The sequence below is a fragment of the Aquabacterium sp. genome (assembly GCF_036279675.1).
GTDB lineage: Bacteria > Pseudomonadota > Gammaproteobacteria > Burkholderiales > Burkholderiaceae_C > Aquabacterium.
Window position 1 is genome coordinate 1 of sequence record NZ_DASUIS010000102.1, and the last position, 19867, is coordinate 19867.

Genomic DNA, 19867 nt, shown 5'->3' on the forward strand with positions numbered 1-19867 from the left:
CCGAAGAGGAGTTCATGTACCTTCTCGATTTCTTGCGCCACTACCAAGTCTTGGAGGATGCGACCAAGGTGGACATTCGGTCAATGGCCTCGGATGCTGCGGCCGCTGCACGCTTTCAGAAGGCCAAACAGCGCTACGTCGAGAGCCTGGGCGACAACGGCCACTCAACTGAGCTAGCTGCGAAGGTCAACGCCATCGGCTACACGAAGATGACGCAGGCAATCACGGAGTTCTCTTCGATCGACCTGGGGATGGACTATGCGTGATCCTGGGCAGCTGTATTTCGCCACGAACAAAGAGATCCATGACCTGCTGTTCTCCGCCAAACAGAAGGTGACGGAAGCGGTCTTGCTGGAGCTGCTGCGTGACCGCGGCATCTTCTGTTCACCAGCCGAGTCACGAGAGGCGCTGGTTCAGTACCTGTCGCTGCTCCCACACGACTACGCGGATGTGTGCGGCATTCTGGAGCGGCGCGAGGCCTCGAAGCGGGGCGAGAAGACGGCTACGATCTCGTTGAACACCGAATTATCGCCAGACGAACTCAAGGAGATCGTTAGCGAATACCAAAAGGCTGAAATCCAGGAGGTCGTTCGCGCCCACAAGAAGAGCGAATCGGAATTCGTCATGAACGTGACCTACTCTGAGTTCGACTACTCCAAAACGCGGCTGCTGCAGCGCCAAGAGCGAGATGCAGAGTTGGTTTTCACCAAGGTCGGGGGGCGCACCGAGATCCGCATACCGGCAACCGATCGCGCCCGTGCCATGGTTGACAAGCTGCGGGAGCGAATTGAAGTTCACAAGAAGGCCGTTGTTCAACTCGAAGAGATCGAGCTGACTGGCCTGACCTCGGCTGAGGCGCGAACGACGTTCTTCACCCGGCTGATCTCTTCGTTACACGACTTTCCATTGATGACCGTCTCACGCCTGCGGGTCGCCCATTCGGCGTCGGAGCAAGAGGACGATGACTTCGATGTGGACGTTGACGACGTTGACGAGGCCGAAGAGAAGATGCTCGGCGTGGTCGAGAACGTGGCGCTCAGCGGTGAAAACCTGGTCGCCTCCGAGATGTACCAGGAGCTGAAGGACAAGGGCTTCTTCATCACGTCGATCACCTGGCGCGCGAAGCAGAAAGTCCACCCATACGCGATCATCGAATGCGACGCGGGCTTTGAGGATAGGCAGGCCGGCAAGAAGTTTCGCTACTCCATTCATGGTGCGCTCAAGTTCAAGAATGGCGCATATACAAAGCACATCCGCCCGGTCAGCGAGACGGAGAAGGCAACCCTGCTCGCGATGATCGAGAAGACTGCCCGTACCGTCTTGGCGCAATTGCTCGCCGAGGCGGCGGGTGCTAGTGCGGATTCGGAAGCGGGGACCACTTCATGAAACGCTATCGCTGGCTAAAGGCTCGATGGCCAATCTCTATGCGAATTCTGGCCAAACGCCTTCGCGTTAAGGCGTTTGATGGAGAACAGGTCGAAGGCTTCGTTCTGGATCGAGTCAGAGACGATTTTCTCGATGCCAGATTCGTGGAGAAGATCGAGTACGACGATATCGTTACCGACCCATTTGGGGTGGAGGCGCGTTTTCGACGCGTCGAATACCGAAGTTGTGAGTTTAAGGCGGCGGTGGCCGGCCCAGGCTTGGAACTCGTGGATGCCCCCCGCGGCGTTCAGACCATGATCAGCAGGCTGGCGGAGGCAACCGACTTTGCTTTGGCGATCAGCCCGCTTTCGGTCAACGTGCTGGACTGGGCGAGCGAAGTGCAGCGGCGCTTGAACGAAGTGGGGATCGTGGATTCACTGCAATTGGGAGCGATGGAACTCGCCTCCAATGTCCAGGCCAAAGCGATCATCAAGGGCAGTGTCGACGTTCTCGGGGCAACACATGAGCTCGTACTCGGTAAGAAGCATGTTATCGAGAAGGTTCAGATTCGGTTCATGCGCCCCGAGCGTTTGACGGTGCTGTTGACGAACAACGGCGTAGCCCGTTTCGATCAGGAGCCAAGCGAGGATTTGCTTTCCATCGTCCGTGCGTCGTTGCCGCTGTGACCATTGGCCGGGCGTTCAAGCCAAAGGATGTTCTGGTGGTTACGACGGCAAGCAAACCCACGAATGCACATGTCGCTGCAGGACCGACATGTACCTTTCGCGTAGCGCAGGAGCGATCGTGCAAGCCGGCACGAGACGGGCGCCAAAGGCGAGCTGCCAGTTACAGGAGTGACGCTGCCAGCCAAGTCAGCAGCGCTCAGTGGCCGGAGCTGGCGGGAGCTGTCGCTCAGCCCCTGAACCGCGAAAGACTCAGATCAGCCTGGAGCAGGGCGTGAATCTTTGCGGGGCACCTTCTTGGTTGCTATGTCACACCACTGCAGCCTCTAAGCTCCGACCGAATTCCGTCGCCTCCAGGAGGGGAGTTCCAACTTAGCTGATCAAAAGTTCCAACTTAGACGAACTTCTACAATGGCTCCGATCTTGGCGTTGCTGTTTGGCGGGCCCTCTTGAAACTTCTCCGACTGTCCATATAATTGTTAGCACTCCCTGGGGTTGAGTGCTAATCTTGGCGCTCGTACCCGGTGGCATGCGGTTTCCGCATCAATCCAATCCGATTCAACGCTTCTCAAGTGAGTAACCACTTACTGGGAAGTCATTGTCAAACCGATGTCTCAAGAGACAGGAGAAGTCATGAAACTGCGTCCTCTGCACGATCGCGTGATCGTCAAGCGCCTGGAACAAGAAACCAAGACCGCTTCGGGCATCGTCCTCCCAGACGCCGCCACTGAGAAGCCTGACCAGGGCGAAGTGCTCGCCGTTGGTCCTGGCAAGCGCAATGACAAGGGCGATTTCGTTGCCCTGAACGTCGCTGTGGGCGACCGCGTCCTGTTCGGCAAGTACTCTGGCCAGTCCGTCAAGGTCGATGGCGAAGAGCTGCTGGTCATGCGCGAAGAAGACCTGTTCGCTGTTGTGGCGAAGTAAAGCTACTGCGCGGTCGCCGGGCTGCGTTGGGCAGTGCTCGCAATCCTCACGTACCCAAGTACGTTCCGGTTGCTGCGCGCTGTCCGCCTTGCCCGACAACCGCTCGCGACGCTTTCCTCCGCCACAACTGAGCGTTGAGGGAAGCCGTTTCCACACCCCCACATACTGATTTCGGAGAATTCACATGGCAGCAAAAGACGTCATCTTTGGCGCAGACGCCCGTCACCGCATGGTTGAAGGCGTGAACATCCTGGCCAACGCCGTCAAGGTTACCCTGGGCCCCAAGGGTCGCAACGTGGTGCTGGAGCGCTCGTTCGGCGCCCCCACCGTGACCAAGGACGGTGTGTCCGTGGCCAAGGAAATCGAACTGAAGGACAAGCTCCAGAACATGGGCGCCCAGATGGTCAAGGAAGTCGCTTCCAAGACCTCTGACAACGCTGGCGACGGCACCACCACCGCTACCGTGCTGGCCCAAGCCATCGTGCGCGAAGGCATGAAGTACGTGGCCGCCGGCATGAACCCGATGGACCTGAAGCGCGGTATCGACAAGGCTGTGGCAGCCCTGATCACCGAGCTGAAGAAGCAATCCAAGCCCACCACCACCACCAAGGAAATCGCTCAGGTCGGCACCATCTCTGCCAACTCTGACGCTGACGTCGGCGAAATCATCGCCAACGCCATGGACAAGGTCGGCAAGGAAGGCGTGATCACCGTTGAAGACGGCAAGAGCCTGAACAACGAGCTGGACGTCGTCGAAGGCATGCAGTTCGACCGCGGCTACCTGTCGCCTTACTTCATCAACAACCCTGAGAAGCAAGCCGCCCTGTTGGACAACCCGTTCGTGCTGCTGTACGACAAGAAGATCTCCAACATCCGTGACCTGCTGCCCACGCTGGAGCAAGTCGCCAAGGCTGGCCGTCCACTGCTGATCATCGCTGAAGAAGTCGAAGGCGAAGCACTGGCTACGCTGGTTGTGAACACCATCCGCGGCATCCTGAAGGTGGTGGCTGTGAAGGCGCCTGGTTTCGGCGACCGTCGCAAGGCCATGCTGGAAGACATCGCCATCCTGACGGGCGGCAAGGTCATCGCTGAAGAAGTGGGCCTGGCCCTGGACAAGGTCACCCTGGCTGACCTGGGCCAAGCCAAGCGCGTCGAAGTGGGCAAGGAAAACACCACCATCATCGATGGTTCCGGTGCTGCTGCCGACATCGAAGCCCGCGTCAAGCAAATCCGCATCCAGATCGAAGAAGCCACCAGCGACTACGATCGTGAAAAGATGCAGGAACGCGTGGCCAAGCTGGCTGGCGGCGTGGCCGTGATCAAGGTTGGCGCTGCCACCGAAGTCGAAATGAAGGAAAAGAAGGCCCGCGTTGAAGACGCCCTGCACGCTACCCGCGCTGCTGTGGAAGAAGGCGTGGTTGCTGGTGGTGGCGTGGCCCTGCTGCGCGCCAAGCAAGCTGCTGGCGCCATCAAGGGTGACAACGCTGACCAGGACGCCGGCATCAAGCTGGTCCTGAAGGCCATCGAAGCCCCTCTGCGCGAAATCGTGTCCAACGCCGGTGGCGAGCCCTCCGTGGTCGTCAACGCCGTGCTGAACGGTTCGGGCACCTACGGCTTCAACGCTGCCAACGACACCTATGGTGACATGATCGAAATGGGTATCCTGGATCCCACGAAGGTGACCCGTACAGCCCTGCAGAACGCCGCTTCCGTGGCTTCGCTGATGCTGACCACCGAGTGCATGATCTCGGAAGCCCCGAAGGATGACGCACCTGCCGGTGGCATGCCCGACATGGGCGGCATGGGTGGCATGGGCGGCATGGGCATGTAATGTGTCCTCCGGACGCGGCTTCGGTCGCGTCTTGCTCAGGCATCGCGAGAATGCCCACCAGGCTTCGGTCTGGTGGGCATTTTCTTTGGGTGGTCGATCACCGCCCCCAGACTTACCCCAGGCTTGTCAAGCTTGGCCAATACCTGGCCTGCAAAGCCAATGCCTTGTCATGCGTGCTTCCCTACCATCGCGCCATCTTCCAATGGAGCGAGAACCGGATCATGATAAACGACAAGAAGTTGAGTCGCCGCCAATGGGGCCAGAGGGTGCTGGCTGTGGGCGGCTCGCTCGGGCTGAGCAGCGTGGGCCTGCCCCTGCGTGCATTGACCACGGGGGCGTCCACTGCGACGGCCCTGGGCCTGATGATGGCGGAGGACGCCTACGCGGCTCAAAGCGATGAGTACGTGCCCAACCTGGTCATTGGTTCGGGCTACGGCGGCGCCGTGACGGCCTTGCGTCTGACGCAAGTCGGGCAGCGCGTCACCATGCTGGAGATGGGGCGACTGTGGAACACGCCAGGCAAGGACGGCAAGATCTTTTGCAAGCCCTTCTCGCCCGATGACCGCTCGATGTGGTTCAAGGATCACGTCACGGCCGTGTTCTCGACCGTGGCCGGCATCATCCCGATCAACATGCTCTTGAAGACGCCCGTATCGGCCGGCATCCTGGATGTGGTGTCTTCGCCCAATATGGATGTGTACCTGGGGCGTGGTGTGGGTGGCGGCTCGCTGGTGAACCTGGCCATGTTGATCACGCCCTATCGCGAGACGTTGCAACGCATCATGCCGTCGAGCGTCAACATCGACGAGATGTACAACGTCTACTACCCGCGTGCGCTCAAGGGGCTGCGCGCCAACAAGATCCGTCCGGCCTACTTCCAGGCCAGCGCTTATCACAAGTACGCACGCGTGGCCTGTACGCAAGCAGCCAAGGCGGGCATCCCTTGGCGCTCGCTGGATTCGGGCTACGACATGGCCTATATGGAGCAGGAAGAAGCCGGTACGGCTCCGAAGTCGGCGCTGGGCGGCGAGGGCGGTTTTGGCAACAACTACGGCAAGAGCAGCCTGGACAAGAACTACATCGCCGACGCCATGGGCACGGGGCTGCTGCGCATTCAGCCAATGACCGAAGCCACGTCGATCACGCGTGGTGCCGACGGTCGCTATGTCGTGTCCACCAGGCAGATCGACACCGTGGGTACGGTGCTGTCCACGCGTACCATCAGTTGCGACCGCCTCTTCCTGGGCGGCGGCAGCATGGGCACCACCCAGTTGCTGGTGAAGTGCCGCGCCACCGGTACCTTGCCCAATCTGAACGAGCATGTGGGTACGCGCTGGAGTTCCAATGGCGAGATCTTCATGGTGCGCAACGTCTACCAGTCCACAGGCGCGAAGACGTCGGTGCTGCCTTGTACCGGCATTGATGCCCTGGACCACAAGAACCAGCAGGTGTATTCGATGAACATCTCCATCCCGCTGGGAATCGACTTGTTCAGCACCGCGCACATCACCATGACGCAGACGCCGGAGCTGGGCAAGTTCGCTTACGACGCCACGTCGAAGCAGGCTGTGTTGCAGTGGTCGAGCAGCGCCAAGACCGAGCCGGTCACCAGCGCACACGCGGTGTATGACCGCGTCAACAAGGTCAATGGCGCCACCTACAACAAGAGCTGGTTTGGCGGCAAGACAGAGGGTGACAACGCCACCTACCACCCGCTGGGTGGTTGCCCGCTCGGCCTGGCCACCAACGAGGTGGGCGAGGTCAAGGGCTATCCGGGCATGTATGTCATGGACTCGTCCATGTTCCCGGATTCACTGGTGGCCAATCCGGCCTTGTCGACCGCTGCTTTTGCCGAGCACCACATCGAGCGCATCGTGGCGCAGATGCGGTAGCTGGTGATCAAAACGAGCAAGCGGGCAACCGATCCGGTTCCCGCTGGTGCGCCATATGGCGATGGCCTGCCAACCTTCCGGCACGAGAAGGCGCAGGCCGTTTTGCCTGATCAGCCGCCGCGTGCTTCACGCACCAGACGATCGTGCTTTTCCGTGTCTTCCTTCACGTGCTTGGCCACGTAGTGATAGATGTAGCCGAGCATGACGAACATGAAGGCGATCACGGCCAAGCTCATCAGGCCATAGTCAGTGGTGAGGAAGTCGTTCCAGGCGTGCATGGTTGTTCTCCATTCAAATCACAGGCTCTATCTGACGCCTGTTGGGCCTGGCCGGTTCTGATCCACGTCAAGCGCCTCGCTCGGAAGCCCCTGGGGGTATGAGGAATTTGACGCGGCACAATATGCGGATGCAAGCGATTCGCATCCAGTCATTCCGCGCCACACGCAGCTTGTTGCTGAGCCTGTGCTGGCTGGCCGTTTTCACGCCAGCATCGGGTCAGGAAGCGGCCGGCAAGGCTCCCGGCGGCGAGCTCAAGCGCCCGCGCATTGGCCTGGTGCTGTCGGGTGGTGGCGCGCGTGGCCTGGCGCACGTGGGCGTGCTCAAGGTGCTGGAGCGTGAACGTATCCCGGTGGACGTGATCGCGGGCACCTCCATGGGCGCCATCGTGGGCGGCTTGTACGCCAGCGGCATGTCGGCGGTGGAGGTCGAGGCCGAAGTCCGCAAGCTGGATTGGGACAATGTGTTTGCCAGCCGCGTGGACCGACGCGAACTCTCCCAGCGTCGCAAGGAGCAGGACTTCGAGGTGTCGCCGCTCCTGGAAGTGGGCGTGGGCGCGGACGGCCTGAAGGCGCCCGTGGGCTCCGTGTCCAGCCGTGGGCTGGAGTCGCATCTGCGCCGCCTCACCCTGTCGGCCCGCCACATCAAGAGCTTTGACGACCTGCCCACGCCGTTTCGTGCGGTGGCCACCGATATGGAGACCGGCCAGGCCGTCACGCTCAAGGACGGCGATCTGGCCACGGCGCTGCGCTCCAGCATGTCCGTGCCGGGTGTGTTTGCCCCGGTCGAAGTCAACGGGCGCATCCTGGGCGATGGTGGCCTGGTCAACAACACCCCCGTGGATGTGGCGCGCCAGCTGGGTGCCGAGCGACTCATCGTGGTCAACATCGGCACGCCACTGGCCCGGCGCGAGACGCTGTCATCCCTGACCGGGGTGACTGCGCAGATGATCAACATCCTGACCGAGCAGAACGTGCGCCAGTCACTGGCGGCCCTGACGCCGCAGGATGTGCTGATTGCGCCCACGCTGGAGGGCATGACGGCCGCCGACTTCAACCGCGCGCCGGAGTTCATGAACCTGGGCGAGTTGCAGGCCGAAGCCATGGTGCTGCGCATGCAGGATCTCAAGCTCAGCGAGGCGGACTACGCGCAGTGGAAGGCCCGGCGTGTCAAACGTCAGGCACAAGCCGCACCCCTGACCTTCGTTCGCTTCGAAGGTTCCCAGCTGACGCATCCTGACGAACGCTCCGACATCCTGTTGACCCAGCCCGGCCAGGTGTTCGATGTGGCCAAGGCCGAACGCGATATCACCGTGCTGGCCGCATCAGGCGATTACCAGGGGACCGATTACCGTCTGGTGCGCACGCCGGATGGGCAGGAGGGCCTGGTCTTTGCCCTCAAGGACAAGATCTGGGGCCCTGATTACCTGCAGATGGGGCTGGACTTCAGCGCCGACAACCGCGGCCGCAGCGCCTTCAACCTCAAGCTGGTGCACAACCGGCACTGGCTGGACAAGTCCGGCACGGAGTGGCGCAATTTCCTGCGTCTGGGCACCGCCCCCGCGCTGGGCACGGAGCTGTACCGGCCCACGAACTGGCGCCTGCCTGATGGCCTGAGCGGCTTCATGTCCGGCAGCTTGCTGACACAGCGGCGCTCGCTGGCCTACTACATCGATCCGGACGGCGAGCAGGACGCGCAGGTCGAGCGCAGCGTCACCAGCTACAACCTGGATGTGGGCGCCAACTGGCGCGAGCTGGGTGAATGGCGCCTGGGTGTGGTGGACGAAGCCTGGCGAGATGCTCCTTCGCTGGCATCGGCCAACTACGCCGCCTTGCGAGCAAGCACATCCGCATCGGAGGGCGTGGACCGCTGGCGTGAACGAGGCTGGCGCATCAAGATGGTGTTCGATCAGCTGGATCACGCCTTCTTCCCCACACACGGCTGGCGTCTGGAGGGCAACTGGATGCAAGGTCGCAGCTTGCGCCGGGGTGATTCGGCCGGGCCCGAGGGGCGCGTACGCCATCTGGAGCTGCAGGGCCAGCGTGTGCAAAGCTGGGGTGCCCATTCGTTCAATGTGTTTGCCCGCCTGGGCATGTCCGATGGTGTGAGCCCGGACATCCCGCGCTACGGCCTGGGCGGCTTCCAGATGCTGTCTGGCTATGGGCCTTTCCAGGTCAGCGGCCAGCAGATTGCGATGCTGCGCCTGGGCTATCAGCTGCGCCTGACCGACATGGCGCTCACACGTGGCCTGTTCTTCGGCAGCAGCTTCGAGGTGGGCAATGCCTGGGAGCGGCCTGAAGACATCGGGCGTGGCAAAAAGAGAACCGGACTGAGTCTGTATCTGGGGGCAGATACAGCCTTCGGTCCGGTCTATGGGGCCATCGTCAACAGCCCGGTGGTGGGGCCGACCTTGATGCTCTTCGTCGGTCGCCCGTGATCGCCGGGTCGTTGCTGCGTGAGGTCAGACGCGGCTGAGCGCCTGGCCCACGGTGGCACGCAGGTGGTCCATCAGGTGCGCGGTGATCTTGTTGAGCGGCAGCACCTCGTTGACGGCACCTGCGGCGATGGCCTCGCGCGGCATGCCGAACACCACGCAGCTGGCCTCATCCTGCGCCACGCAATAGGCGCCGGCATCACGCATCTCGCGCATGGCCTTGGCACCGTCTGCGCCCATGCCCGTGAGCATCACGCCAATGGCATTGGGTCCCACGGTGCGGGCAGCTGACTTGAACAGCACTTCCACGCTGGGCTTGTGTCGGTTGACCGGGTCGCCGTCCTGCACGCGTGCGATGTAGTTGGCGCCCGAACGCTCCACGCTCAGGTGCATGCCACCCGGCGCGATATAGGCGTGGCCAGGCAGGATGCGCTCGCCATCGGTGGCTTCCTTGACGCTGATCTTGCACAGCCCGTCCAGACGGTTGGCATAGTTGCGTGTGAAGCCCGGTGGCATGTGCTGGGTGATGACCACGGCAGGCGAATCCGCGGGCAGGGTGATCAGCACTTCCTTGGTGGCTTCCGTGCCACCCGTCGAGGCGCCGATGAAGATGATCTTTTCCGTGGACAGACGACCCAGGCTCGCGCTGACAACCGGTGCGGCTGGCTTGGCTGCGCCTGCGGCCGCCGGGGTGCCCGGGGCGCCTGCTGCAGGCGGTACGTGCAGCCGATGGATGCGGGCCTGCGACGCCACGCGGATCTTGTCGGTGATGTCGTCGGCGAGCAGCTTGAGACCATCGGCCACCCCGATCTTGGGCTTGGCCACGAAGTCGATCGCACCCAGCTCCAGGGCCTTCAGGGTGACATCGGCGCCGCGCTCGGTCAGCGTCGACACCATCACCACGGGCATGGGGCGCAGGCGCATCAGCTTGGACAGGAAATCGATGCCGTCCATGCGGGGCATCTCCACGTCCAGCGTGATCACATCGGGGTTGAGGTTGCGGATCATCTCGCGTGCGACCAGTGGGTCGGCAGCCGCGCCGATGCATTCCATGTCGCGCTGGCGGTTGATGATCTCGGTCAGCATGCTGCGAACCAGTGCGGAGTCGTCCACAACGATCACTCGGGTCTTGGCCATGATGTCTCTCTCCGCTATCAGAACAGGTCGATGGAGCCGCCGCCGGTACTGACGGGCACCACCTTCTGGGCTGCCATGCGCTCTTGTTGAACGATGGCTTCCGGATTGGTCGGGGCCAGGCGCTTGACCATGGCCTTGCCGCTGTGCGGCAGGAAGCAGACCTTGCGTGGGTAGATCTCCAGCACGTCCTTGGACACGACGGGGATGCGTTCGGTCTTGAGGTACTCCATCACGAAGGCGGTATTGCGCTCGCCTACGTTGATGCTGTTCATGCCGCTGATCACCGCGCCACCGCCGAAGACTTTGGCTTCCATGGTCATGCGCGAGGCGCCCATCTTGAGCATTTCGTTGATCAACAGTTCCATCGCGTAGGAACCGTAGCGGCCGGAGTCGGCACCGGTGCCGCCGTTGTCAGGCAGCATGAAGTGGTTCATGCCGCCGATCTTGGCCTGGCGGTCCCACAGGCAGGTGGCGATGCACGAGCCCAGCGTGGTCATGATCAACAGGTCTTCGTCGAACACGAAGTACTCACCGGGCAGGATCTTGACGGCCTCGGATTTGAAGTGCGCGTCGTAGAAGAAGAACGAGGCTTCGCCGGGCTTGGGCACGCGCGCCTTGAGCTTGACCAGTCGGTCCGTGCGTTGCCCCAGGATGGGCGCATTGCCAATGCCTGATGCGACAGGCGGTGGCGTGGCTGTACGGCTGGTACCAATGGGAGGGCTGCTGATCATCGATGAGTCCTTGTCACCTGCCGAAGTCAAACCTTGTCATAGACCGTCTTGCCCTTGAGGGTGAAGAGGTCGCGCGATTCCGTGAAGTTCTCGGAGTGGCCCACGAAGAGCATGCCCTTGGGCTTCATGACGCCGTGGATGCGCTCCAGCACCTTGCGCTGTGTCGGTGCATCGAAATAGATCATCACGTTGCGACAGAACACGATGTCGAACGGATCGCCCAGTTGCCAGCTCGTCTGCATGAGGTTGAAGGGACGGAACTCGATCATGCGCGCCAGTTCAGGTTTGACGCGGATGCTGCCCGAGTTGGCCCCTTTGCCGCGCAGGAAGTAGTTGCGCAGATGCTGAGGCGTCAGGCCGCGTGAATTGGCTTCATACACGCCGCGCGAGGCGGTGGCCAGCACATTGGTGTCGATGTCGCTGGCGACGATCTTCACGGGCGCATGCAGGCCCATGGTCTCGGCCACGGTCATGGCCAGCGAGTAGGGTTCCTCGCCAGTCGATGCGGCCGCGCACCAGATCCGCGTGGCCTGGCCATTGCGCGCGCGCAGCCACTCCGTCAGCGTGTGGAAGTGATGTTCTTCGCGGAAGAAGGAGGTCAGGTTGGTGGTCAGACAGTTGACGAACTCCTGCCATTCCTGGGCCGAGGCCGTGCCGCTTTCCAGCCACTTCAGATAGCTTTCGAACGAGTTGTGACCCGTTTCACGCAATCGGCGCGACAGGCGGCTGTAGACCATGGCCTGTTTGCCTTCGTGGAGGCTGATGCCCGCGCGTTCATAGATGAGCGCACGCACCCGGGCGAAGTCCCTCGGGTGGAAGTCGAACTCTCGGTCGGTGACCAGGTTCAGGGTGTCGGTGGCAGTGCTCATGTCGGATCACGAAAGGTGAACGCCGGGCCGGTTCGGCCTGCTCTGTCTTATCGTCACGGAAGTGGACAAGCTTGAGCGTGCCTTGTCAGGCTGTCGTGCAAACGATGAGTTCGTGGGAGATTGCAGGTTTTCTCTGGCTTTACGCCGTGACAGGGCTGCTAGACTAGAGCGCAGTGATTTATTCGCCTGAGTGGAGCTTTGCCATCAATTCGATCGACACCGCGTCCATGGCTTTGAATGACGATGCCGCCCAGCTGGGTGGTTTGCGTCTGGACAAGGCCTTGAACCTGCTGGCTCAGGCCGGTTGGGCGACACCGGCTGATCTGGAGCCCGGTTCCACCGAATGGCTGCAGGCCGTGATCGATGGCCTGTGCGATGTCTCCAGCCGTGATGCACTCACGGGCCTGGCCAATCGCCGGCAGTTTGAAGGGGCGATCGCTCGAGAGGTCGACCGTGTGGCCCGCAATGGCGAACCCGCCTTGCTGCTGGTGGCCGACATCGATCACTTCAAGAAAGTCAACGACACCTGGGGCCATGCTGCCGGGGACGAGGTCATCAAATCGGTGGCCGCGTGCCTGCAGGACTGTGTGCGCCCCATGGACCTGGTTGCCCGCATCGGCGGCGAGGAATTCGCCATCATCCTGCCCAATTGCCCACCCGCCTTCGGGCAGACCGTGTCCGAGCGGATCCGTCAGAAGGTGGCCGCGCGCCCTGTGGCCATCGTGGGTGGGCAGCAGTTGTCCGTCACGGTCAGCATCGGCGGGGCCTTTGCGCCGCAATGGGTGCGTTCCACGCCAGCCTTCTGGAGCGAACGCGCAGATCAGCAGTTGTACCGGGCCAAAGCCGAGGGGCGTAACCGCACCTGCCTGGACATGCCACCGCTCACGGTCGTCAGCGCCGAGGAGAAGGGCATGTTGTTTTCAGGCTTCGGGCAATTTGACCCAATTTCGGACTCAGGTGCGGGCGATCCCGTGCCGAAAACCACAGAATGATGGCGTCCATGTCTGCACCAGCAAACTCCACCCCCGCAACCCCGGTCCGGCTCGCCCGCACGGTGGCGATCACCAGCGGCAAGGGCGGCGTGGGCAAGACCTTCTTCAGCGCCAACCTGGCCGCCGCCCTGGCTCGCCAGGGGCTCAAAGTGCTGGTGCTGGACGCCGACCTGGGCCTGGCCAATCTGGACGTGGTGCTCAACCTCTATCCCAAGATCACCTTGCACGATGTGTTCACCGGCAAGGCGCAACTGGAAGAGGCCATCCTGCCTGCGCCTGGTGGTTTTTCGGTGCTGCTGGCCGGCTCCGGCCTGGTCGAGTATTCCCGCCTGACACCGGAAGTGCGTGATCAGCTCGTCACCATCTTCGAGGCCGTCAAGCCCCGTTTTGACGTGATCCTGATCGACACCGGTGCCGGCATCTCCGATGTGGTGCTGTATGCCGTGTCCATGGCGCATGAGGTCATCGTGCTGGCCACGCCTGAACCAACCTCCATGACCGACGCCTACGCCACCATCAAGGTGCTGGCCACGCAGCAATCGCGCGAGCAGTTGCATCTGGTGGTCAACCAGGTGGCCCGCTCGGGTGACGGCCGCACGATCTGCAACCAGCTTCAGCAGGTGGTCGAGCGCTTTGTGCAGAACGCCAGTGGCGTGGCGCCCAAGCTGAGCTACCTGGGCGACATCCCGCAGGACAACAGCGTGCGAGAGGCCGTGCAGAAGCGCCAACTGGTGCTGGAGTTGCACCCTGGCAGCGCCGCGTCACAAGGCGTGGTGCAGGTGGCCACGCGTTTGCTGGCACGCAACTGAGCTGTTTGCTGTCGGGCCCCGACCTCAGTCGGGATTGAGCCCTGCATTACAGTGCCGCCATGGCGCAATCTGAAGACCAAGACGACTTGAATGCCCCCACGGCCTATGAGCTGCTGGGTGGCGATGCCCGTGTGCGTGCACTCGTGGACCGCTTTTATGACCTGATGGACCTGGAGCCGGGCTATGTGGACCTGCGCCAGGCGCATGGCCCCTCACTGAACGATGCCCGCGACAAGCTCTACTGGTTCCTCAGTGGCTGGCTGGGCGGCCCCAGCCTCTACATCGAACGTTTCGGGCACCCCAGGCTGCGTGCGCGCCATCTGCCGTTTTCAATCGGCATCAAGGAGCGCGACCAATGGCTGGCCTGCATGATGCAGGCCATGAACGAGCTGGAGGTCGAGCCGAATCTGGCAGCCCGTTTGCATCAGGCCTTCTTCCAGACCGCCGACTGGATGCGCAACAAGGGCGTTTGAGGCTGCCTTGTCAGCATGGGCGCCGATGTGGCGCCGATGGCTGTTGATCAGCCGCGGCGTTGGCGGCGGCCGGCCAGCACGATGCCGGCCAGGCCCAGGCCCATCAAGGCCAGGGTCGAGGCTTCCGGCACGGCCGCGATGCGCACCGCGCCCAGGTAGTAGGACGTGGCCCCGCCCAGCAAGGTGAATTCCTTGCCCTTGATGCTCGACAGCAAGGACGTGTCAGCGGCGTTGATCGTGTAGTTGCGCTCGTCCACGATCAGCTGGAGGGTGGGGGCGCTGCCAGGCGCAAAGGCCTGGTGGTTGAGGTCAAAGAAGGTGAAACCGAGCACCTCGACCGGATTGGCGAACAGCAGGGAAATGCCTTCTGCCTGGTCCACGCTGGTGTCGCCGCTGATGCTGGCGCCATTCAGGGCGGCCACACCCAGGCCGGCGAAGGTCGGGGTCAGGTTCTGGTAGACCACCGGTGTGGCAACGGTTTCGGAGTAGCCGTAGCTCGTGACCAGGCCCGCCGTGATCGACTGGAAGCCCAGAGTTTCCGCACAGACCTGACCGGCGTTCGCGCCCGAGGTGCACAGATTGCTGCTGCCTTGCGCAGTGCCCACGGCAGTAGGGATGCTGCTGGCTGGCGTGTAGAAGCGCAGTTCTTCGTAGCTGCCCTCAGGCGTGCTCACGACGCTGGATCCGTCGGCCGCATGGGCCAGCGGCCAGGCGCAAACCAGCGCGACCATCAAGGCCGAACGAACAGCGGGGCGGAATGCGACAGACATGACCATGAGCGAATGGGGCTGCAGAAGCCGAGAGCGTGACGTGATTAGTTCACGAGTCTAGCCATCCGCGCATCCTGGGGGAAGCCCTTAGTTGGAGGGCGATGGTCCGGATTTGCCGGGTTGCAGCAGCACGATCAGGGCACCCACGCCACCTTCATCGGCTCGCGCCTGCACGAAGGCCAGGACGCGGTCGCTCTGGACCAGCCAGCGCTTGACCTTGTCCTTGAGCACGGGCTGGCGCCCCGGAGAGCCCAGCCCCTTGCCGTGCACGATGCGCACACAACGCAGGCCCTTGAGTTGCGCTTCACGCAGGAAGGCGGAGGTCTGCACGCGGGCTTCATCCGTGCGCAGCCCGTGCAGATCCAGTTCGGCCTGCAGTGCCCACACGCCACGGCGTAGTTTGCGCACGACATCCACCCCGAGCTCCGGCCGACGCCACGACAGGCTTTCGTCCGTCTCCAGCAGGCTTTCGACGTCGAACTCGTCAGACAGGGATTCCTGCAGCACGGCCTTTTCGTCGAGCTGGCGGCTGGCGGGTACCGGCTTGGGTTTGGCGGTCTGATGGGTCACGCGGTCCGATGTGGGGAGCGCGTTGACCTGCCCGACAGCCTTCTTGAACAGGGCGCTGTCGGCTTCCTGGCTGCGTTGAGCCGCCTCGCGTTTCGCGCGCTCGGCCTTTTCCTTTTCCGCACGTGCAGCCGCCTCTTTGGCGGCATTGTTCAGCGCGCGCTTCAAGTCAGCAAAGTCGCGCAGCGTGGTGTTGGCGGAAGGCTTGTTGGCGTGGCTCACGGGGTGCAAGCCTACATCAATATCAAGACGTTCCTGGCCCCCTTGACCTGTATCAGCTCGCTGCGAAAACCCGCGTTTCGAAATTACATCAAACCCCGTTCGGCGAATGACACGGCGCCGTGGCGGCTCACCACCAGGTGATCCAGCACCCGCACGTCCACCAGTTGCAGGCTGCTCTTGAGTGTTTGCGTGAGCAGTTCGTCTGCGCGTGAGGGCTCCAGGGCGCCTGACGGGTGGTTGTGGGCCAGGATCACGTTCGCCGCGTTGAGCTCCAGCGAGCGCTTGACCACCTCGCGGGGGTAGACACTGGTCTGCGTCAAGGTGCCTCTGAACAGCTCTTCACATGCGATCAGCTTTTGCTGTGCGTCGAGAAACAACACGGCAAAGACCTCGTGGGGCAGGGCGCCCAGCCGCATCTGCAGGAAGTCCTTGACCAGTTGCGGCGAGGTGAACACCGGTTGCGTGCGCAGGCTGCCTGTCATGCTGCGCCGGGCCATCTCCATGACCGCCAGCAGTTCGGCCCGCTTGGCCGGCCCCAGGCCCTTGACCTTGCTCAGTTGCTGGGGGTGGGCCTGCAGCAGGCCGCTGAGGCCACCCAGATCCTGCAGCACTTTTTCCGCTAGCTGCAAAACGCCCAGGCCTTTCATGCCGGTGCGCAGCAAAAGGGCCAGCAATTCGGCATCGGCCAGGGCCGTTGGCCCCAGTGAAAGCAGTTTTTCGCGCGGCCGCAGCGCCAAAGGCATGTCTTTCATGGTCTTTCTTTCCCTGGATGTGCTTCTCAAACCTAAAATTGTCGTTTTCTCCAATCCCATCCCCATCCTTCTGAAAGGGGCCCCCTGAAGTGGGCTTTGCGAATCTTTCGCAGGATGTTGTGGACCTGAACATGACCAACGCTGTCCCTACCGTCGCCCCTGGCTCCTTCCTGACACTGCACTACCGCCTGGCCGGGCCGGATGGTGAGGACCTGGTCAACACCTTCAACGACAAGCCCGCCACACTGTCCGTGGGTTCGGGCGAGATGTCGCCTGCGCTGGAGTTGCGCCTGATCGGTCTGGCCGAAGGCACCCGCACCACCATCGCACTGGAGCCCGGCGAGGCCTTCGGCCCGCGCAATCCGGAGATGATCCAGAAAGTGGCCATGAGCCTCTTGCGCGAACTGGGCGACCCTGATGAAACCTGGAGCGTGGGCGATGTGGTCCAGTTCCCGACGCCGGATGGGCAGGGTGGGTTTGCCGGTGTCGTGCGCGAGATGGATGAAGGCGGCGAGTGGGCCTTGTTCGATTTCAACCATCCCCTGGCCGGTCAGCCTGTCACCTTCGAGGTGCAGTTGATTGGCGTGCTGTGAGTGCGCATGAGTTCGACCACCATGAGTGAAGTCAAGGATGTCCTGCTGGCCGAGCCACGCGGCTTTTGCGCCGGCGTGGACCGCGCCATTGAAATCGTCGAGCGGGCCCTGGCTCAGTTCGGCGCGCCCATCTACGTGCGCCACGAGATCGTGCACAACACCTATGTGGTCAATGACCTCAAGGCCAAGGGCGCCATCTTCATCGAAGACCTCGCCGAGGTGCCGGCTGGTGCCACGCTGATCTTCAGCGCGCATGGTGTGAGCCAGGACGTGCGCCGAGAGGCCGACGAGCGCGGGTTCACGGTGTTCGACGCCACCTGCCCGCTGGTGACCAAGGTCCACATCGAGGTGGCCAAGCTGCGCCGTGAAGGCTATGAGTTCCTGATGATCGGCCACAAGGGGCACCCGGAGGTCGAGGGCACGATGGGGCAGCTGTCCGATGGCATCTACCTGGTCGAAGACGAGGACGATGTGGCGCATGTGCAGGTGACGGATCCATCGCGCCTGGCCGTGGTCACGCAGACCACCTTGTCCGTCGATGATGCGGCCTCCATCCTGGCGGCCATCAAGCTGCGCTTCCCCTTGATCCGCGAGCCCAAGCAGCAAGACATCTGCTACGCCACGCAGAACCGGCAGGACGCCGTCAAGCTGATGGCGCCTCAGGTGGACGTGGTGATCGTGGTGGGCAGCCCGACCAGTTCCAACAGCAACCGCTTGCGTGAGCTGGCTGAACGCCTGGGCACACCTGCCTACATGGTTGACAGCCCTGCGGACCTGCAGGAGGCCTGGTTCCAGGGGCATGCCCGTGTGGGCCTGACGGCGGGTGCTTCGGCGCCGGACGTACTGGTGCAGCAGGTCATCGCGCGACTGCGTGCCTTGGGTGCCGTCTCGGTGCGCCGCATGCAGGGCGTGGAAGAGCATGTGCGCTTCCCCTTGCCCAAAGGCCTGGGTGGCACGGGCCTGGATCGCCCATTGCCTTCCGAGCGCAGCGTGCCCTGAACAAATGGTGGACGGGCGTCCTTCCACCGAACCCTTCATGCTGCGCGGTTAAGCTACGCAGTCAGACAAATTTCAAATCCATTTTCTACACACCATGCTCGATATCGCCCTGCTGCGCAAAGACCTCGACAGCGTGATCGCTGGCCTGTCCAAGCGCAAGACGCCGCAACCTTTCCTGGACGAAGCACGCTTTCGCGAGCTGGAGGCCGAGCGCAAGACCATCCAGATGCGCACGGAAGAGTTGCAGTCCCAGCGCAACAGCCTGTCCAAGCAGATCGGCGGGCTCAAGAGCAAGGGTGAAGACACGTCGGCTTTGATGGCACAGGTGGGCGGCATCGGCGACGAGCTCAAGGCCAGCGCCGAGCGCCTGGACGTCATCCAGATCGAGATGTCCGGCATGTTGCTGGCCGTGCCCAACCTGCCGCATGAGAGCGTGCCGGTGGGCTCGGACGAATCCGGTAATGTGGAAGTGCGCCGCTGGGGCACGCCCCAGACCTACGCCTTCGAGGCCAGGGACCACGTCGATGTGGGCGAGCCCCTGGGCCTGGATTTCGAAACCGGTGCCAGGTTGTCTGGTTCGCGCTTCACCTTCCTGCGCGGCCCGATTGCCCGCCTGCATCGTGCGCTCGCCCAGTTCATGCTGGACGTGCAGACGCAGGAGCACGGCTACACCGAGTGCTACACGCCATACCTGGTTCAGGCCAAGGCGCTGCAGGGCACGGGCCAGTTGCCCAAGTTCGAGCAGGACCTGTTTCACGTCACCTCGGGCGATGGCGATGCCTCTGACAGCAAGTGGTACCTGATCCCGACCTCGGAAGTGACGCTGACCAACACGGTGGCCGACACCGTGCTGCCGATGGACCAACTGCCCATCAAGCTCACGGGCCACACCCCTTGCTTCCGCTCGGAAGCGGGCAGCGCCGGGCGTGACACACGCGGCATGATCCGCCAGCATCAGTTCGACAAGGTCGAGATGGTGCAGATCACCACGCCCGAGCAAAGCTATGAGGCGCTGGAGCAGATGGTGGGCCACGCAGAAGCCATCCTGCAGAAGCTGGAACTGCCTTACCGCGTGATGTCTCTGTGCACGGGTGACATGGGCTTTGGCGCCACCAAGACCTATGACCTCGAAGTGTGGTTGCCCGCGCAGAACACCTACCGTGAAATCAGCTCCTGCTCGAACTGCGAGGCCTTCCAGGCTCGCCGCATGCAGGCGCGCTTCAAGAACGCCCAGGGCAAGAATGAACTGGTGCACACGCTCAACGGCTCTGGCCTGGCGGTGGGCCGTGCACTGGTCGCGGTGCTGGAAAACCACCAGCAGGCTGACGGCAGCCTGCGCGTGCCGGCCGCGCTGCGCCCCTACCTGGGTGGCGCCGAGTTTCTGAAAGCTTGAGTCAGGGCTGGAAAACCTGCTATAGTTGCGGGCTACGCCGTTGACCACGAGCGCACCAGTTTAGGAGAGGTGGCAGAGTGGTCGAATGTACCTGACTCGAAATCAGGCGTACGTGAATAACGTACCGTGGGTTCGAATCCCACCCTCTCCGCCAA

The 19867-nt window shown here is 62.5% G+C and carries 20 protein-coding genes and 1 tRNA gene; 14 read left to right on the forward strand and 7 right to left on the reverse strand.

Annotation, left to right across the window (positions count from 1 at the left end; translation table 11 throughout):
• From VFW93_RS12315 to VFW93_RS12340, 6 genes are all read left to right on the forward strand, one after another.
• Positions 1-266: hypothetical protein (locus VFW93_RS12315; protein WP_414639667.1), on the forward strand; the 266-nt coding region annotated here is incomplete at its 5' end.
• On the forward strand, positions 259-1386 hold the full coding sequence (locus tag VFW93_RS12320; protein WP_329694287.1) for a hypothetical protein: 1128 nt from the start codon (positions 259-261) through the stop codon (positions 1384-1386). The genes VFW93_RS12315 and VFW93_RS12320, both read left to right, overlap by 8 nt.
• Entirely contained in the window at positions 1383-2051 is a 669-nt protein-coding gene (locus VFW93_RS12325) for a hypothetical protein (protein WP_329694288.1), read from the forward strand. The genes VFW93_RS12320 and VFW93_RS12325 overlap by 4 nt, the downstream gene beginning before the upstream one ends.
• A 630-nt stretch (positions 2052-2681) precedes the next feature.
• Positions 2682-2972, forward strand: coding sequence for a co-chaperone GroES (gene groES, locus VFW93_RS12330; protein ID WP_329694289.1), 291 nt, complete (start codon positions 2682-2684; stop codon positions 2970-2972).
• A gap of 184 nt (positions 2973-3156) precedes the next feature.
• A complete protein-coding gene (gene groL, locus VFW93_RS12335; protein ID WP_329694290.1) occupies positions 3157-4803 on the forward strand; it encodes a chaperonin GroEL in 1647 nt (548 codons plus the stop codon).
• Positions 4804-5042: 239 nt separating this feature from the next.
• Entirely contained in the window at positions 5043-6695 is a 1653-nt protein-coding gene (locus VFW93_RS12340; RefSeq protein ID WP_329694291.1) for a GMC oxidoreductase, read from the forward strand.
• A gap of 110 nt (positions 6696-6805) precedes the next feature.
• Here the strand turns inward: VFW93_RS12340 and VFW93_RS12345 are convergent, their stop codons facing one another.
• Positions 6806-6973 carry a DUF3149 domain-containing protein gene (locus VFW93_RS12345; RefSeq protein WP_329694292.1) on the reverse strand — a complete coding sequence of 56 codons (168 nt, stop codon included), beginning with the start codon at positions 6971-6973 and terminating at the stop codon, positions 6806-6808.
• 128 nt (positions 6974-7101) lie between these two features.
• Here VFW93_RS12345 and VFW93_RS12350 point away from each other — a divergent pair, with 128 nt between their 5' ends.
• The gene (locus VFW93_RS12350; protein ID WP_329694293.1) at positions 7102-9408 is read left to right on the forward strand and encodes a patatin-like phospholipase family protein; all 2307 of its coding nucleotides are present in this window, start codon (positions 7102-7104) and stop codon (positions 9406-9408) included.
• 24 nt (positions 9409-9432) lie between these two features.
• Here the strand turns inward: VFW93_RS12350 and VFW93_RS12355 are convergent, their stop codons facing one another.
• From VFW93_RS12355 to VFW93_RS12365, 3 genes are read right to left on the reverse strand one after another with little or no spacing between them, the layout of a single operon-like run.
• Positions 9433-10542, reverse strand: coding sequence for a chemotaxis response regulator protein-glutamate methylesterase (locus VFW93_RS12355; protein ID WP_329694294.1), 1110 nt, complete (start codon positions 10540-10542; stop codon positions 9433-9435).
• A gap of 17 nt (positions 10543-10559) precedes the next feature.
• Complete coding sequence (cheD, locus tag VFW93_RS12360) at positions 10560-11273, reverse strand: chemoreceptor glutamine deamidase CheD (RefSeq protein WP_329694295.1); 714 nt, start codon at positions 11271-11273, stop codon at positions 10560-10562.
• Positions 11274-11299: 26 nt separating this feature from the next.
• Positions 11300-12142, reverse strand: coding sequence for a CheR family methyltransferase (locus VFW93_RS12365; protein WP_329694296.1), 843 nt, complete (start codon positions 12140-12142; stop codon positions 11300-11302).
• Positions 12143-12369: 227 nt separating this feature from the next.
• On the opposite strand from VFW93_RS12365, the gene VFW93_RS12370 reads away from it, so the two are divergent.
• From VFW93_RS12370 to VFW93_RS12380, 3 genes are read left to right on the forward strand one after another with little or no spacing between them, the layout of a single operon-like run.
• Entirely contained in the window at positions 12370-13134 is a 765-nt protein-coding gene (locus tag VFW93_RS12370; RefSeq protein WP_329694297.1) for a GGDEF domain-containing protein, read from the forward strand.
• An 8-nt stretch (positions 13135-13142) separates the two neighbouring features.
• Positions 13143-13943, forward strand: coding sequence for a MinD/ParA family protein (locus tag VFW93_RS12375; protein WP_329694298.1), 801 nt, complete (start codon positions 13143-13145; stop codon positions 13941-13943).
• Positions 13944-14002: 59 nt separating this feature from the next.
• Complete coding sequence (locus VFW93_RS12380; protein WP_329694299.1) at positions 14003-14416, forward strand: group II truncated hemoglobin; 414 nt, start codon at positions 14003-14005, stop codon at positions 14414-14416.
• 47 nt (positions 14417-14463) lie between these two features.
• Here the strand turns inward: VFW93_RS12380 and VFW93_RS12385 are convergent, their stop codons facing one another.
• The 3 genes from VFW93_RS12385 to radC form a co-directional block, all read right to left on the reverse strand.
• Positions 14464-15192 carry a PEP-CTERM sorting domain-containing protein gene (locus tag VFW93_RS12385; protein WP_329694300.1) on the reverse strand — a complete coding sequence of 243 codons (729 nt, stop codon included), beginning with the start codon at positions 15190-15192 and terminating at the stop codon, positions 14464-14466.
• Positions 15193-15273: 81 nt separating this feature from the next.
• Positions 15274-15975: a Smr/MutS family protein gene (locus tag VFW93_RS12390; RefSeq protein WP_329694301.1), complete on the reverse strand. Its 702-nt coding sequence runs from the start codon at positions 15973-15975 to the stop codon at positions 15274-15276.
• A gap of 83 nt (positions 15976-16058) precedes the next feature.
• Entirely contained in the window at positions 16059-16727 is a 669-nt protein-coding gene (gene radC / locus VFW93_RS12395; protein ID WP_329694302.1) for a RadC family protein, read from the reverse strand.
• A gap of 131 nt (positions 16728-16858) precedes the next feature.
• On the opposite strand from radC, the gene VFW93_RS12400 reads away from it, so the two are divergent.
• The 4 genes from VFW93_RS12400 to VFW93_RS12415 all read left to right on the forward strand — a co-directional run bounded on the left by VFW93_RS12400 (position 16859) and on the right by VFW93_RS12415 (position 19866).
• Positions 16859-17320, forward strand: a complete 462-nt coding sequence (locus VFW93_RS12400; protein WP_290676316.1) for an FKBP-type peptidyl-prolyl cis-trans isomerase — start codon at positions 16859-16861, stop codon at positions 17318-17320.
• 21 nt (positions 17321-17341) lie between these two features.
• Positions 17342-18319, forward strand: coding sequence for a 4-hydroxy-3-methylbut-2-enyl diphosphate reductase (gene ispH / locus VFW93_RS12405; RefSeq protein ID WP_329694304.1), 978 nt, complete (start codon positions 17342-17344; stop codon positions 18317-18319).
• 94 nt (positions 18320-18413) lie between these two features.
• Positions 18414-19712: a serine--tRNA ligase gene (serS, locus tag VFW93_RS12410; protein ID WP_329694303.1), complete on the forward strand. Its 1299-nt coding sequence runs from the start codon at positions 18414-18416 to the stop codon at positions 19710-19712.
• Between the two features lie 63 nt (positions 19713-19775).
• Positions 19776-19866 (forward strand) — tRNA-Ser (locus tag VFW93_RS12415).
• Position 19867: the final 1 nt, after the last annotated feature.